The sequence below is a fragment of the Porphyrobacter sp. MBR-49 genome (assembly GCF_053628655.1).
This window is the reverse complement of the sequence record NZ_JBRJGU010000004.1, coordinates 175,170-189,266: the sequence shown is the minus strand read 5'-3', so window position 1 is coordinate 189,266 and position 14,097 is coordinate 175,170. Positions and strand designations below refer to the sequence as shown.

Below are 14,097 nucleotides of genomic sequence, written 5' to 3'. Positions count from 1 at the left end.
CCTCGTCAAACCTTGCGCTCATGAGAGAGAACCACGCTGATTTCACCCGCCGCCAGACCCTTGCCGCGCTGGGAGGCGTTTCCGCCCTTGCGCTGCTGCCCGCCTGCGCCGCAACCAGCACCGCGCCCAATGCTGCCGCGCCGGTCGCTGGGCTTGACCCTGATGCCGCGCTGGACAGGATCGCCTACCGGATGCTCGCCCACGAACCGGGCCGCGCCACCGGGCTGGGCGTGGACACCGGCGAATATGCCGCGTGGCGATCAACCTTCGGCACTGCGGGCGAACAAGGGCGCAGCGAATATGCGGCCACGCTCAAGGAACTGGTCGCCGAAGCCCGCGCCTACCCCAAGGATGGCCTGACCAGCGATCAGCAGATCGGGTTTGAGGTCGTCGAAACCGCGTTTTCCAAAGCGCTTGAAGGCATGGCGATGCCCTACGGCGATGTCGCGGTCGGCAGTTGGCGCAACGCGCCCTATGTGGTGATCCAGAATGTCGGCGGCTATATTGATCTGCCGCGGTTCTTCGGTTCGACCCAGCCGTTGAATGCGTCCGAAGATGTCGGCCCTTACATGGACCGCCTCGCCGAAGTTCCCGCGATCCTCGACGGAGAGCTTGACCGCATCCGCGCCGCGCGCGCCATGGGCGTGGTGCCGCCGGCCTTCCTGATCGACAAGGCGATCGCGCAGATGGAAGCGAGCATCGCCAGCGCCAGCGATAGTTACGCCGGGCCGCTCACCGCCGCACCGTTCAACACCGGTAACTGGGCCGCACCGCAAGCCGGACGGATCGTCGCCAACGGGATTGTCCCCGCGCTCGAACGCCAGATTGCCGAACTCAAAATCCAGCGCAGCCTCGCCACGGATAGCGCCGGGATGTGGGCGCAGCCGCTGGGTGAGGAATATTACAGCTGGGCGGTCGGCGCATCGACCACCACCGCGATGACGCCCGATGAAATCCACCGTCAGGGGCTGGCCGAACTCGACGAAATCCACGGGCGAATGGACCCGATCCTGCGCGAAATCGGCTATACCCAAGGCACCGTGGGTGACAGGATGCGCGGGCTGTCAGACGATCCGCGTTACAAATTTGCCGAGGGCGATCCGGGGCGCGAGGAAATCTTCGCCTTCATCAATGACCGGGTGGCGTGGATCAAGGCGCAGATGCCGCGCGCGTTCAACCAACTGGTCGACCCCCCGCTCGAAATCCGCCGCCTGCCGCTCGCCGAAGAACCCGGCGCGCCGGGCGCTTATGGCGGGGCGGGCAGCAAGGATGGTTCGATACCGGGCCGCTTCTGGATCAACCTGCGCACCACCGATCTGCACCGCAAATATGATCTGGCCGACCTTGCCTTCCACGAATCGATCCCCGGCCACGTGTGGGAAGGCGAATTTTCTAACCGCCTGCCGCTGATCCGCTCAATCCTCGCCTTCAACGCTTTTTCCGAAGGCTGGGCGCTTTATGCCGAACAATTGGCGGATGAATTGGGCGCTTATGATGAATTCAAGGTCGGGAGACTAGGCTACCTCCAATCGCTCGCCTTTCGCGCCTGCCGCTTGGTGGTGGATACCGGGCTGCACTCCAAACGCTGGACGCGCGAACAGGGGCGGCAGTTCTTTGTCGAGCGCAATGGATCGAAGGTCGAGGAAGTCGCGAGCGAGGTTGATCGCTATTGCAGCTGGCCGGGGCAGGCCTGCGGTTACAAGATCGGCCACAGCGAAATCGTGCGCCAACGCGCGCGGGCGCAGGCGGAACTGGGCGGCGCGTATGATTTCAAGGCGTTCAACACTGCGGTGGTGCTGGGCGGCAACGCCCCGCTATCGGTGGTGGCGAACACGGTGAGCCGCTACATCGCGGGCGCGCGGGGGTAAGCGCACAGCGCGGTCTGCCTGCACGTAAGCAAAGGTGCTGGCAAACGGCAGATTTTTCATTATCCTTGTCCCCTCGCAGTGCAGTCGCAGGCAAAGCGCGAGGGGTTGGGCAATGAAATTTGGAGAGATCGTACGCGTTGTGGCGGCGGGGTGGCTGTTGGTGTTGGCCCATCCGGCGCTGGCCGAATGGTACGAAGCGTCAAGTGACCACTTCGTGATCTATGCCGATGATAGTGAACGCGATATCCAGCGATTTGCCGAAAACCTTGAACGCTATCACAGCGCGATGGCGTTTTTGACCGGGCGCAGCCTGGAAACGCCCAGCCCATCCAACCGCGTCGTGATCTATGCGGTCGGCGGAGCGAACGACATCCGCAAACTGGCTGGCGGCAATAACCGCAGAGTGGCGGGCTTTTACATCCCGCGCGCCGGGGGCAGCCGAGCATTCGTGCAGGATATCCGCAACAAGAGCGGCTATCCCGATTTTTCCACCATCGTGCTGTTGCACGAATATGCGCATCACTTCCTGATGTCGTCGTCGCGTTTTGCAATGCCACGCTGGCTCAACGAAGGGGCCGCAGAATTTTTTGCGGCGGCGACGTTTAAGGATGATGGCAGCCTTACCATCGGCCGTACCGCGCAGCATCGCGGACCAGAGCTGATCAACGGCGATCCGGTGCCGGTGCGCGAACTGCTCGATCCAGCGCTCTACGATCAGGAGCGCAATTCACCCTATGATGCGTTTTATGGCAAAAGCTGGCTGCTTTACCACTACCTGACCTTTTCCACTGAGCGCACAGGCCAGCTGCGGCAATACCAGATGAACCTGGTGCAAGGCATAGAACCGCTTGCCGCGGCAGAGGCGGCATTTGGCGATCTTGATGTGCTGGAACGCGAGCTGCGGGCCTATATGCGCCGTCGCCTGATGACCTTTGTGCTTGGGCCTGAAAAGCTGACAACTGGCGCAATAAGTTTGCGCAAACTGCCGCCGGGTGAAGCAGCGATGATGCCATTGCAGATCCGTTCGCAGCGTGGGGTGAATAGCGAGCAGGCCGCTGAAATCCTCGAAGATGCGCGGGCGATTGCAGCACGCTATCCCGATGATCCCGGGGTGCTGACCGCCTTGGCCGAAGCCGAATATGATGCTGGCAATGATGCAGAAGCAATCGCCGCAGCCGATGCCGCCATTGCGCGCGATCCGGTGCGCAAGAATGCCTATGTCCAGAAAGGCTATGCCATGTTTCGGCAAGCGCGCGAAATGGACCAGCAAGCCGCAGCCTATGAGGCGGCGATGAAACCTTTCGAAGCGCTCAACCGGCTGGAGAATGATCATCCGCTGCCGCTGCTCTATTATTACCGCAGTTTTGCAGAACGGGGGGTTGATCCGCCGGAAAATGCTCGCGCGGCGCTGGAATATGCATCACAGCTCGCCCCGTTTGATCAGGACTTGCAGGTCAACGCGGCCATCATGCTGATGGGTGAAGGCAAGAATGCGATTGCCCGCGATTTCCTCGCCCCGCTGGCAACCAACCCGCATGGCGGCGGGTTTGCCAAGCGGGCAAAGCTGTTGATGACAATGCTGGCCGAAGCGCCCGATGGCACCGTGATCGATCTTAGCAATATTCCGGAGCCGGTCGAGACGCCCGACCTGTCAGACGCGACTGACTGATCGACGCGACGTCTCGGCTGTGTTCAGCTTTTGCCGAACAGCCCCTTGGCCATGCCCATGATGTCATCGACCGGGCTGCCATCGCCATCCTGATCGAGCATTGAGGCAAACTGGCCGAGCGATCCTTCGCCGCCAATCGCGCCGACGATCTGGTTGAGAATATCCGGGCTCATCCCGGTTTTCTCCGCCGCCAGCGTCACCGTGTCGCCGTCCATCTGATGGGTCTTGCCCAGCGTCGCGATTGCCTTTTCGACCATCGCCGGGTCAATTCCGACTTGCTTGGCAAGGTTCACCACATCATCCGGCGCGCCGCCGATGTTCTTCAAAATCCCGTCGAGAATGCTCATGCTGCCGTGCTCCCTTGCTGATGATTCAAGCTGATGCACCGGCAAGGTTACGCCATCATGGCGCGGGAGGCCAGAAAATCAGGCGGCAACCAGCCCCGGCGCGGCCTGCCGCACGCCTTCGTCGACGTGATCGGCAAACTGCGCGAAGTTATCGATGAACAATTGCACCAGTTTGCGGGCGGTCGCGTCATATTCGGCCCCATCAGCCCAGGTGCTGCGCGGGTCGAGGATGGTCTGATCCAGCCCCGCATCGGCCAGCGCGGGCACGAACACCGGCACGTCGAAGCCGAAGTTTTCATCCTTGCGGAATTCAACTGCGTCCATCTTGCCATCGAGCACCGCGTTAAGCAGCGCGCGGGTTGCCTTGATCGGCATCCGGCTGCCGGTGCCATACTTGCCGCCCGTCCAGCCGGTATTGACCAACCAGCACTGCACCTGCCCCTTGGCGATGCGTTCTTTCAGCAGGTTGCCGTAAACGCTGGGGTGACGCGGCATGAAGGCAGCGCCAAAGCAGGTGGAGAAGGTCGCCTCAGGCTCGGTCACGCCGATTTCGGTGCCCGCCACCTTGGCGGTGTAGCCGCTGAGGAAGTAATACATCGCCTGATCCGCGGTCAGCCGCGCAATCGGGGGCAGCACGCCGAACGCATCCGCCGTAAGCATGATCACGTTCGACGGTGCCGGGCCGAGGTTCTTCTCGCTGCTGTTGGGGATGAATTCGATCGGATAGGCACCGCGCGTATTTTCGGTTTTGCTGGCGTCGGTAAAATCCAGTTCGCGCGTGCTCTCATCCATCGCCACGTTTTCGAGGATCGTGCCGAACATCCGGGTGGTGGCGTAGATTTCCGGCTCACCCTCGGCCGAAAGGTTGATCATCTTGGCATAGCAGCCGCCTTCGAAGTTGAACACGGCGGTGTCTGACCAGCCATGTTCATCATCGCCGATCAGCGTGCGGCTGGCATCGGCGGACAGCGTGGTCTTGCCGGTGCCCGACAGGCCGAAGAAGATCGCGCTTTTGCCGTCGGCGCCGATATTGGCGCTGCAATGCATCGGCATTACGCCTTGCGCGGGCAGCAGGTAATTGAGCAGGCCGAACACGCCCTTTTTCATCTCGCCCGAATATTCGGTATTGCCGATCAGGATCAGCTTTTCGGTAAAACTGACCGCGATCACCGTATCGCTGCGGCAACCGTGGCGGGCGGGATCGGCCTTGAAACTGGGCAGGTTGATGATGGTGTATTCGGGCGTGAAGCCGGCCACTTCGTCCGCCGTTGGGCGCACCAGCAGCGTGCGCACGAACAGGCTGTGCCACGCCAACTGGGTTATCACCCGCACGTTGACGCGGTATTCGGGCTGCGATCCGCCGAACAGGTCGGCGACGTAAAGTTCGTCCTGATCTTCAAGCGCCTTGAGGAAATCGGCCTTCAACGCGGCGAAATGCTCCGGGCTCATCGGCTGATTGATCGCGCCCCAGTTGATCGTGCCTTCGGTCGCGGCGTCGCGCACGATAAACTTGTCCTTGACGCTACGCCCGGTGAACTTGCCCGTTTCCACCAGCAGCGCGCCATGTTTCGTCAGCTTGCCTTCGCCCTTCGCCAACGCGTGTTCAACCAGCGCCGGGGTGCCGAGATTGGCGTGGAGGCGCGCGCGGGTGGTAATGTTCTGGGCAGACAACGGGGTTGCAAGCGAGGTCAACGTCATTCTCCTGAGCGAAACGGCAGGTTCGGGCGAACTGGCAACCGCCAGCGAATCCATGCCGCGCTCACTAGCAGCCGCGCATACGTATGCAACCTCTGGCTGGCACGGCTGGCGCGCAGACGATTGTCTCACGCGGGCGATGGGGCTACCCAAGCGAATATGGAAGGTCGGGGTTGAAAAGGATGAACATGATGTCCGATAGCACCGCCGAAACCGTCACCCCCGCGTCCGAACCCGGCGATGCAGACAGCCGCAAGCTGCAAATCGCGCTGGTGGATGATGATCGCAACATCCTCACCACCGTATCCATCGCGCTGCAATCCGAAGGGTTTGCCACGCGAATCTACTCCGATGGTGAAACCGCGTTGAAGGCGCTGCTCGACAATCCGCCCGATCTTGCGGTGTTCGATATAAAAATGCCCAATATGGACGGGATGGAGCTGCTGCGCCGCCTGCGCGAACATTCGCCGCTGCCGGTGATTTTCCTGACCAGCAAAGATGATGAAAGCGACGAAGAAGCCGGGCTGGAACAGGGCGCGGATGATTACATTGCCAAACCGTTCAGCCTGCGCCTGCTGGTCGCCCGCATCCGCGCGATCCTGCGCCGCGCCGATCCGGTGGCGGGCGGCGATACCATCGGCCCATCGTCCGAACCCGCACTGGCAAGCATATCGCGCGGGCGTTTGTTCATGGACCCGGCGCGCCATCACATCGCGTGGGACGGCAAAAGCGTCAGCCTCACCGTCACCGAATTCCTGATTCTTGAAGCACTCGCGATCCGCCCCGGCGTGATCAAGAGCCGCAACCAGCTGATGGACGCAGCCTATCCCGACGATGTGTTCGTCGATGATCGCACGGTCGATAGCCACATCAAGCGGATGCGGCGCAAGTTCAAGGTGGTCGACCCATCCTTCGATGCAATCGAAACGCTGTATGGCGCGGGCTACAGTTTTACCGATGACTGACATAGGGCGACGGCCAGCAAGCGGCGAACAGCTGACGGCGAACGGGCGGTTTGCGCTGACGGCGCGCATTCTGGTCGTCAACATCCTGCCGCTGCTGATCATGGGCGGCGGGTTGTTCTATCTCGATGGCTACCGCACGCAGCTGATCAACGAACGCTTCAAACTCGCCCGGATCGAAGCGCAAATCACTGCCGAGGCGCTGGCGGGCGCTTCGCGTGAACGCCAGAACGCGCTGCTGGTGCAGATCGGCAAGGAACAGCGTCTGCGGATGCGGATGTTCGATGCCGATGGCAAATTGACCGCGGACAGTTTCGCGCTCGCCGATCCCGCGTTCCGGTTCAACGACATCAGCGATGATGATTGGGAACAGCGCTTTGCCCGTTGGCTTGATCGGACGGTGGACACCATTGTCAGCGCCGAATCCGTGCAGGATTATATCGAACCCGAAGCGCAGGACGCCGATGCCTGGCCCGAACTGGCGCGCGCGCGCGAACTCGGCCTGTCGCAGGTGCGGCTGTATGACTGGCGCGATGGCACCCCGGTGATCACCGCTGCCGCGCCGGTCGGATTGCAGGGCGCGACCTTGCTGACCGTGCGCAACGCGGTCGACATTACTGATCGGGTAAGGGAGGCGCGCTCAACGCTGGGCATTGCGATGTTGATAGTGATGGCGGCATCGGCGCTGCTGTCGCTGTTCCTGGCGCGCACCATCGTCACGCCTTTGCGCCAACTCGCCCGCGCGGCCATGCGGGTGAGGCAGGGGCGCGAACGCGAGGTCGAGGTGCCGCGCCTGCCGCAGCGCCGCGATGAAATCGGTCTGCTCGCGCGCGCAGTTTCGGATATGACCGGCACGCTGCGCCACCGGATCGACGCGGTCGATAGCTTCGCCGCCGATGTCGCGCATGAAATTAAGAACCCGCTCGCCAGCCTGAGGAGCGCAATCGAATCGCTCCCACGCGTAGAAGACCCGGCGCTGCGCAATGAACTGATCCAGATCGCCACCCATGATGTGCGCCGGATTGACCGGCTGGTGAGCGAGATTTCCGAAGCCAGCCGGATCGACGCGGAAATGAGCCGCGCCACGCGCGAACAGATTGATCTGGCCGATCTGGTGGAGGCAATCATCGGCGGACGCGAACACCGCGCCGAAAATGAAGGCCGCCGGATTGAACTGACCACAACCGGGCCTGCTTCGTTGGTGTGCGGCGTGGGCACACGGCTGGAACGGCTGGTGGAAAACCTGCTCGATAACGCGGTGTCGTTTTCGCCGCCCGATGCACCGATTGACGTCACCATTTCCAATGACCGCCGCTGCGTCACGCTGGAGGTGTGCGATTCCGGCCCCGGCATTCCCGCCGATGCGCGTGAAAAAGTGTTCCTGCGGTTCCATTCAGTGCGCCCCGACGCGGAGGACTTCGGCAATCATTCGGGCCTTGGCCTCGCGATTGGCCGCGCGATTGCAGAAGCGCATGATGGCACGCTGACCGCCCATGCCCGGCCCGATGGCGCCAGCGGCGCCTGCCTGCGGCTCAGACTACCGGCAGCGGCATGAACGCGGGCATGGATCGGGGCACGGGCTTCGTCCACAACGCCAGCGCGGTGGTGATTGGCGGCCGCGCGCTGCTGATCGCAGGCCCGCCGGGCAGCGGCAAATCCAGCCTCGCGCTGGCGCTGATTGATCGCGGCGCGGGGTTGATCGGTGATGATGCGGTGACGCTCACTCTGGCCGATGATCGCCTGATCGCCAGCCCCCCGCCCAATATCGCCGGATTGCTGGAACTGCGCGGTGTCGGCCTGGTGCGCCTGCCGGTGGCTGACCCCGCGCCGGTTGCGCTGATCCTGGAACTCGGCGGCACGGCGCAGCCTGCGCGCTTGCCCGAAACGCTCCCCCGGCGCGACATTGCCGGGGTGCCGGTGCCGGTGCTGGCGTTTGACCCCGGCACCATCGCCCCCGGCCCGCGCGCAGAATGGGCGTTGCGGATGCACGGGCTGGTGTTCAAACTGGCTTCCCTTTGCCGCGCTTCCGGGCAAGATGTGCAGACATGACCAACGCGCCCACCCCCACCGCTGACCGAAACGCCATGCCGCAGCAACAATTGCTGCTGGTCACCGGGCTATCGGGCGCGGGCAAATCCACCACGCTCGCGGTGCTGGAGGATCTAGGTTGGGAAACCATCGACAATTTCCCGGTGCGGCTGCTCAAACGCCTGGTCGCCATGCCCGACGAATCGCGCGGGCCGCTCGCCATCGGGTTCGATTCGCGCACCCGCGGGTTTGTTCCCGGTGACATCATCGCGCTGGTGAAAGACCTCGCCGCGCGCGCCGATATCGCGCTGACCTTCCTGTTTCTCGACTGTTCGGGCGGCGAGCTTGAACGCCGCTATAATGAAACACGCCGTCGTCATCCGATGGCCGATGGCCGCCCGGTGATGGAGGGGATCGCCGCCGAGCGCGAATTACTCGAACCGCTGCGCCGCTGGGCCGACGCGGTGATTGATACCAGCGCGATGACCAGTAACGAGCTGCAAGGGCAGGTGCGCAACCTGTTCGGGGACACTGCTGGCGAAGCGGCGATGACGCTGACTCTGTCCAGTTTCGGCTTCGCGCGCGGGATGCCGCCGCTGGCTGATCTGGTGTTCGATATGCGCTTTCTCGACAATCCGCACTGGGTTCCGGCTTTGCGCGAATTGACCGGGCAGGACGCCGCCGTAGGCGCGCATATCGAGACCGATCCGACCTTTTCTGATGCCTTTGCCCGCATCCGCGATCTGTTGCTGGTGCTGCTGCCGCGCTATCAGGCGCAGGGCAAACCCTATGTCCACGTAGCGTTCGGGTGTACCGGGGGGAGACACCGTTCGGTCTACACCGCCGAACGCATGGCAGAAAGCTTGCGCGCGGCGGGATTTTCGCCCACTGTCCGCCATCGTAACCTGGGCTCGCGTGCAGCGGACGAGATTGAACGGGATCGAAAGTGATCGCGGCGCTCGGAAAAGCTGGCATTGTCCTGATCGGTTGAAACGCGTAAGGCTTGGCCCCCGGCGGGCAGTTAACGGACCCTTTTTCACACATGATCGGTTTGATTCTGGTAACCCACGGCCGCCTTGCGGACCAATTTGTCGAGGCAATGGAGCACGTCGTCGGCCCGCAGGACGGGATCGTAACCGTCTGCATCGGCCCCAATGACGATATGGAACAGCGCCGCACCGAAATCGCCGACGCGATCACCGCCGTCGATAGCGGCAGCGGCGTCATCATCCTCACCGACCTGTTCGGCGGCACCCCGTCCAACCTTGCGATTTCACTGCTGGTGGCTGGACAGATTGAGGTGATTGCCGGGATCAACCTGCCGATGCTGATCCGGCTGGCGGGCGCGCGCAAGGCGATGGATGTCACCGCCGCCGTCCACGCTGCGCAGACTGCGGGGCGCAATTACATCACCATCGCCAGCGAATTGCTCGGCCATGACACGGCCCCCGCGCGGGCCAAGGCCTGAAGGTTCGCCGCCGTGGGGGAGGCTCGCACGACCATCACTATCGTCAACCGCCGCGGCTTGCACGCGCGCGCGAGTGCGAAGTTCGTCGGTGCGGTGGCTGTCCTGCCCGAAAATGTGACCGTCACTGTGACCAAACCCCCCAACAGCGCTGCGGGCGGATCGATCCTCGGGTTGATGATGCTGGGCGCAGCCAAGGGTGACACCGTCGAAGTGGCGGTTGAAGGCGAAAATGCCGATGCGGTGCTGGCCGATCTCGCGGCGTTGATCGCCTCCGGCTTCGGCGAGGACTAGTGCTCAGGCCCATGCGCAAGCACATCACCGGCTTTTCCAATCCGACCGTCAAATATCTGCGGTCTTTGCGCGACAAGAAACATCGCAAGCGTAGCGGCCAGTTTCTGGTCGAAGGGTTGCGGCTGCTCGAGGACGCGCGCAGCACGGGCCGCTTACCCACAACACTGGTGATGGCTGAAGGACGCGCCGCGCATGAACTGCTGGCGCGGCTGGAAGCTGACGTCATGGCAGCAGGCGGTGAGGTGATTGCCACCTCCCCCGATATCCTGTCCAAGATTACCGGCAAGGACAATGCGCAAAGCGTGGTGGGCGTGTTCGATGAATGGGACACGTCGCTCAGCGCGCTTGATCGCAGCGCCGCGCCGATCTGGCTGGTGGCGCAGGCTTTGCGCGATCCCGGCAACCTTGGCACGATGCTGCGCACCGGCGATGCGGTGGGCGCAGGCGGGTTGATCCTGATCGATGATTGCGCCGACCCGTTCAGCGCCGAAGCCGTGCGCGCAAGCATGGGCGCGGTGTTCACCGTGCCGCTGGCACAGGCGCGGTGGGAGGAGTTTTTGCCGTGGCTGCGGGGCGGTGCCAAAGAGCACGGGGGCCAACTTGTCGCCGCGTCGCTGCGCGATGCGGTGCCTTATCGCGGTGCGGCCTATGCGGCACCGTGCTTCATTATGGTCGGCAACGAATCGCAGGGGCTGCCGGAAGAATACGAAGCGGCCTGCGATCTGCACGTCACCATGCCGATGCGCGGCCGCGCCGATTCGCTCAACGCCGCCGTGGCCGGCGCGGTGCTGGCTTACGAGGTGCTGGCGGGGGTGGAGGCGTAATTACTCCGCCGCGTCCTTGCGCGGTTCCAGCCCCGGATACTCCGCCTCAACCGCATCGCCATCCGCCGCGTTGTAGCGGGGCGCGCTTTCCACCAGCGGCACCGAATCAATCTCGCGCTTGCCGATTTCGACGCCCTTTTCCGCGAGCCGCCGCCCGGACGACAGCACATTGCGTTCAAAGCTGCCGACAAATTTGTTGTAGTTGTTGACCGCGCTTTCCAGCCCGCCGCCGACGCGTTTGAGATGTTCGGCCGCGGTGGCGAGCCGATCATACAATTCCGCGCCCATCCTCCCAATTTCAGCCGCCTCGTTCGCCATCTTGTCCTGCCGCCAGACCTGCGCGACCGTGCGCGCAATCGCCACAAGATTGGTCGGGGTGGCAAGCAGCACCTTGTTGCGGAACGCGAAGTCCCACAATTCGGGATCATGCTCCAACGCGGCGGCGACGAAATGTTCGCCCGGCACAAACATCACCACATAATCGGGCGCGTCGTCGAACTGGCTCTGATAGCTTTTGCCGCCAAGCGTCTGCACATGGTTGCGCATCGATTTGGCGTGGAGATCAAGGTGCCGCTTGCGCTCCCCATCATCATCCGCCTCAAACGCGGCCTGATAGGCGTTCAACGACACCTTGGCATCGATCACCAGCTTCTTCTGCCCCGGCACATTGACGATCGCATCGGGGCGCAACCGCCCGTCGGCGGTGTCCATTGATTGCTCGAGATGAAAATCTGTGTGCTCGGCCAGCCCGCATTGTTCGAGCACGTTCTGCAACGCCCGCTCCCCCCAGCGCCCGCGCGCCTTGGGGGCGTTGGTCAATGAATTGCCGAGCCGCTGCGCCTCACGCTTGACCTCTTCCTGGCCCTTGCGCATTTCCTCGATCACGCCGGTCAATTGGCCGAACGCATCGGTGCGCTTGGCCTCCAATTCGGCCACCTGCTTTTCGTAACTCGCCAGCCGTTCGCCCACGGGTGACAGCAAGGCCTTCAATTTTTCCTCACTGGCCTTTTCCGAATGGCCCAGCCGTTCCTCGGCGCGCTTAAGGAAGGCTTCCTGCGCCTTGCCCAGCACGGCAGCCCCGGTGTTTTCAAACTCCTTGAGCAGATTGGTGCGCGATTCTTCGAGCAACCGCTTCTGTTCGGCAAACCCGGCGCGTTCAGCCCGGAATTGTGCGTTTTCAGCGCGTGCGGCCTCCAACTGCTCAGCCAGCGCATCGGCCCGCCCGGCACGCTCCCCCAGCGTCGCAACTTCGATCCGCGCTTCGCCCAATTCGGCCACGGCGCGCTTGAATTCGCCCTCACGCTCCGCCGCCGCGCCTTCCGCCGCCGACAGCCGCGCGCGCAGATCAGCCAGCGGGCGCGAAGCGAAAAACCACGCCGCAACGCCGCCCACAACGGCACCGAGGATCAGAGCGAGAAGCGAGAGAATCGACGAGTCCATCGCCCGTCCCTACACGGAACGTATAGAGAACGCTAGCGAATGTTGGATGATATGCTCAAGAAAGCCCACCCCCGTATCCCCAGCCTGCGCCGGGGCGACGATTGGGTTGTGGGCCGGCTCGCATTGCGAGCCGCAAGGCCGACCGGCCGGCCGCAGGGGCCTGTAGCGCAGCGAAAGAACAGCCCCGAGGACGAAGGCGCGGCGGCGCCTTCGCAACACAAACTACGCCGCTTGCCGCAATTTCTTCAGCTTCTTCAGCGCCATCGCCTTCTTCAACCGCGACAGGTGGTCGATGAACAGGATGCCTTCGAGGTGGTCGATCTCGTGTTGCAAACACGTCGCCATCAGGCCTTCGAGCTGTTCTTCGTGGGTCGCGCCGTCGAGATCCTGATACCGCACGCCGCAGGTCGCCGGGCGATCAACGTCAGCGTAAATCTCCGGCACCGACAGGCAGCCTTCCTGATAGGTCGACAGCTCCTTCGCCGGATCAAGGATCACCGGGTTGATGAATACGCGCGGTTCTTTTTTGGTGGCGGGATGGGTGTGGCTATGCCCGTCATGGCTGCATTCGACCGGGGGCGCATCGGGATCATCGGGTTGCAGATCAATCACCAGCACCCGCTTGGGCACGCCGACCTGAATCGCGGCAAGGCCAATGCCGGGGGCATCATACATCGTCTCGAACATATCGTCGACGAGCGTGCGAAGATCGGCGTTGAACTCATGCGGTTCAACCGGGGTCGAGATGATTTTGAGCCGGGGGTCCGGCACTTCAAGGATTTCGCGTATGGCCATGATTGGCGATTTAGTGCGCAAAGCTTGAAATCTCAAGTGAGTCCCCGTGCAGACGGGGATATCGTTCGGAACTGCGGGAGACTCCCGCCTGCGCGGGAGCTCACAATTGTCACCCCATCGGCCGCCGCGCGCGCAATGCCTGCGCCAGCGTGCCTTCATCAAGGTAGTCGAGCTCGCCCCCCACCGGCAATCCGTGGGCCAGCTGCGTCACCCGCAGCGAGAAGGCCTCGAGCCGCTCGGCGATGTAATGCGCGGTGGTCTGGCCTTCCAAGGTGGCGTTCATGGCGAGCACCACTTCGTCCACCGCGCCATTTTCGACGCGGGCGAGCAGGCTGGCGATGCCCAAGTCTTCCGGCCCGATGCCGTCCAATGCCGAAAGCCGCCCACCCAGCACATGATAGCGCCCCGGAAACAGCCGCGCACGATCGAGCGCCCAGACATCCGCGACCTCCTCGACCACGCACAGGCTGCGCGAATCGCGGCGCGGATCGGTGCAGATGCGGCAGGGGTCGCTGGTGTCGACATTGCCGCAGGTGGCGCATTCCACCAGCGTTTCCGCAACCCCCGCCAACGCCTCAAGCAGCGCGGGCAGCGCCGTTTCGCGGTGCTTGACCAGCCACAGCACCGCCCGCCGCGCCGAACGCGGCCCCAGACCCGGCAGACGGGCGAGCGCGGAACTCAGAGCTTCGATTTCCTGTGAGGCCATGATT

The 14,097-nt window shown here is 63.2% G+C and carries 14 protein-coding genes; 9 read left to right on the top strand and 5 right to left on the bottom strand.

Annotation, left to right across the window (positions count from 1 at the left end; all coding sequences use genetic code 11):
• Positions 1-20: 20 nt before the first annotated feature.
• On the top strand, positions 21-1,868 hold the full coding sequence (locus ACSSV3_RS07180; RefSeq protein ID WP_354323335.1) for a DUF885 domain-containing protein: 1,848 nt from the start codon (positions 21-23) through the stop codon (positions 1,866-1,868).
• A 112-nt stretch (positions 1,869-1,980) separates the two neighbouring features.
• Positions 1,981-3,537 (top strand): tetratricopeptide repeat protein, encoded by a 1,557-nt coding sequence (locus ACSSV3_RS07175; RefSeq protein WP_354323334.1) that lies wholly within the window; start codon positions 1,981-1,983, stop codon positions 3,535-3,537.
• Positions 3,538-3,560: 23 nt separating this feature from the next.
• Here the strand turns inward: ACSSV3_RS07175 and ACSSV3_RS07170 are convergent, their stop codons facing one another.
• Together ACSSV3_RS07170 and ACSSV3_RS07165 are read right to left on the bottom strand one after the other, a co-directional pair.
• On the bottom strand, positions 3,561-3,884 hold the full coding sequence (locus ACSSV3_RS07170; RefSeq protein ID WP_354323332.1) for a hypothetical protein: 324 nt from the start codon (positions 3,882-3,884) through the stop codon (positions 3,561-3,563).
• Between the two features lie 78 nt (positions 3,885-3,962).
• Positions 3,963-5,582: a phosphoenolpyruvate carboxykinase gene (locus ACSSV3_RS07165; protein WP_354323587.1), complete on the bottom strand. Its 1,620-nt coding sequence runs from the start codon at positions 5,580-5,582 to the stop codon at positions 3,963-3,965.
• A 185-nt stretch (positions 5,583-5,767) separates the two neighbouring features.
• Here ACSSV3_RS07165 and ACSSV3_RS07160 point away from each other — a divergent pair, with 185 nt between their 5' ends.
• The 7 genes from ACSSV3_RS07160 to ACSSV3_RS07130 all read left to right on the top strand — a co-directional run bounded on the left by ACSSV3_RS07160 (position 5,768) and on the right by ACSSV3_RS07130 (position 11,152).
• On the top strand, positions 5,768-6,544 hold the full coding sequence (locus ACSSV3_RS07160) for a response regulator transcription factor (protein ID WP_354323330.1): 777 nt from the start codon (positions 5,768-5,770) through the stop codon (positions 6,542-6,544).
• Positions 6,537-8,096: a sensor histidine kinase gene (locus tag ACSSV3_RS07155; protein ID WP_354323328.1), complete on the top strand. Its 1,560-nt coding sequence runs from the start codon at positions 6,537-6,539 to the stop codon at positions 8,094-8,096. The genes ACSSV3_RS07160 and ACSSV3_RS07155 overlap by 8 nt, the downstream gene beginning before the upstream one ends.
• Positions 8,093-8,590 (top strand): HPr kinase/phosphorylase, encoded by a 498-nt coding sequence (locus ACSSV3_RS07150; protein ID WP_354323326.1) that lies wholly within the window; start codon positions 8,093-8,095, stop codon positions 8,588-8,590. The genes ACSSV3_RS07155 and ACSSV3_RS07150 overlap by 4 nt, the downstream gene beginning before the upstream one ends.
• Positions 8,587-9,519 (top strand): RNase adapter RapZ, encoded by a 933-nt coding sequence (gene rapZ / locus ACSSV3_RS07145; RefSeq protein WP_354323324.1) that lies wholly within the window; start codon positions 8,587-8,589, stop codon positions 9,517-9,519. The genes ACSSV3_RS07150 and rapZ overlap by 4 nt, the downstream gene beginning before the upstream one ends.
• A gap of 92 nt (positions 9,520-9,611) precedes the next feature.
• Positions 9,612-10,037 (top strand): PTS sugar transporter subunit IIA, encoded by a 426-nt coding sequence (locus tag ACSSV3_RS07140; protein WP_354323323.1) that lies wholly within the window; start codon positions 9,612-9,614, stop codon positions 10,035-10,037.
• Positions 10,038-10,049: 12 nt separating this feature from the next.
• Positions 10,050-10,328, top strand: a complete 279-nt coding sequence (locus tag ACSSV3_RS07135; protein ID WP_354323321.1) for an HPr family phosphocarrier protein — start codon at positions 10,050-10,052, stop codon at positions 10,326-10,328.
• Between the two features lie 11 nt (positions 10,329-10,339).
• Complete coding sequence (locus ACSSV3_RS07130; protein ID WP_354323319.1) at positions 10,340-11,152, top strand: TrmH family RNA methyltransferase; 813 nt, start codon at positions 10,340-10,342, stop codon at positions 11,150-11,152.
• Here ACSSV3_RS07130 and ACSSV3_RS07125 read toward each other — a convergent pair whose 3' ends face one another.
• The 3 genes from ACSSV3_RS07125 to recR form a co-directional block, all read right to left on the bottom strand.
• A complete protein-coding gene (locus ACSSV3_RS07125; RefSeq protein ID WP_354323317.1) occupies positions 11,153-12,592 on the bottom strand; it encodes a DNA recombination protein RmuC in 1,440 nt (479 codons plus the stop codon). It abuts the gene before it with no gap.
• Positions 12,593-12,814: 222 nt separating this feature from the next.
• A complete protein-coding gene (locus ACSSV3_RS07120) occupies positions 12,815-13,387 on the bottom strand; it encodes a peptide deformylase (RefSeq protein ID WP_354323315.1) in 573 nt (190 codons plus the stop codon).
• A gap of 109 nt (positions 13,388-13,496) precedes the next feature.
• Positions 13,497-14,093 (bottom strand): recombination mediator RecR, encoded by a 597-nt coding sequence (gene recR / locus ACSSV3_RS07115; protein ID WP_354323313.1) that lies wholly within the window; start codon positions 14,091-14,093, stop codon positions 13,497-13,499.
• Positions 14,094-14,097 lie beyond the last annotated feature (4 nt).

Excerpts from the sequence above, each read along its gene's own strand:
- ACSSV3_RS07180 (WP_354323335.1), top strand. The coding sequence starts at position 21 with ATGAGAGAGAACCACGCTGATTTCACCCGCCGCCAGACCCTTGCCGCG.
- ACSSV3_RS07175 (WP_354323334.1), top strand. The coding sequence starts at position 1,981 with ATGAAATTTGGAGAGATCGTACGCGTTGTGGCGGCGGGGTGGCTGTTG.
- ACSSV3_RS07170 (WP_354323332.1), bottom strand. The coding sequence starts at position 3,884 with ATGAGCATTCTCGACGGGATTTTGAAGAACATCGGCGGCGCGCCGGAT.
- ACSSV3_RS07165 (WP_354323587.1), bottom strand. The coding sequence starts at position 5,582 with ATGACGTTGACCTCGCTTGCAACCCCGTTGTCTGCCCAGAACATTACC.
- ACSSV3_RS07160 (WP_354323330.1), top strand. The coding sequence starts at position 5,768 with ATGATGTCCGATAGCACCGCCGAAACCGTCACCCCCGCGTCCGAACCC.
- ACSSV3_RS07155 (WP_354323328.1), top strand. The coding sequence starts at position 6,537 with ATGACTGACATAGGGCGACGGCCAGCAAGCGGCGAACAGCTGACGGCG.
- ACSSV3_RS07150 (WP_354323326.1), top strand. The coding sequence starts at position 8,093 with ATGAACGCGGGCATGGATCGGGGCACGGGCTTCGTCCACAACGCCAGC.
- rapZ (WP_354323324.1), top strand. The coding sequence starts at position 8,587 with ATGACCAACGCGCCCACCCCCACCGCTGACCGAAACGCCATGCCGCAG.
- ACSSV3_RS07140 (WP_354323323.1), top strand. The coding sequence starts at position 9,612 with ATGATCGGTTTGATTCTGGTAACCCACGGCCGCCTTGCGGACCAATTT.
- ACSSV3_RS07130 (WP_354323319.1), top strand. The coding sequence starts at position 10,340 with ATGCGCAAGCACATCACCGGCTTTTCCAATCCGACCGTCAAATATCTG.
- ACSSV3_RS07125 (WP_354323317.1), bottom strand. The coding sequence starts at position 12,592 with ATGGACTCGTCGATTCTCTCGCTTCTCGCTCTGATCCTCGGTGCCGTT.
- ACSSV3_RS07120 (WP_354323315.1), bottom strand. The coding sequence starts at position 13,387 with ATGGCCATACGCGAAATCCTTGAAGTGCCGGACCCCCGGCTCAAAATC.
- recR (WP_354323313.1), bottom strand. The coding sequence starts at position 14,093 with ATGGCCTCACAGGAAATCGAAGCTCTGAGTTCCGCGCTCGCCCGTCTG.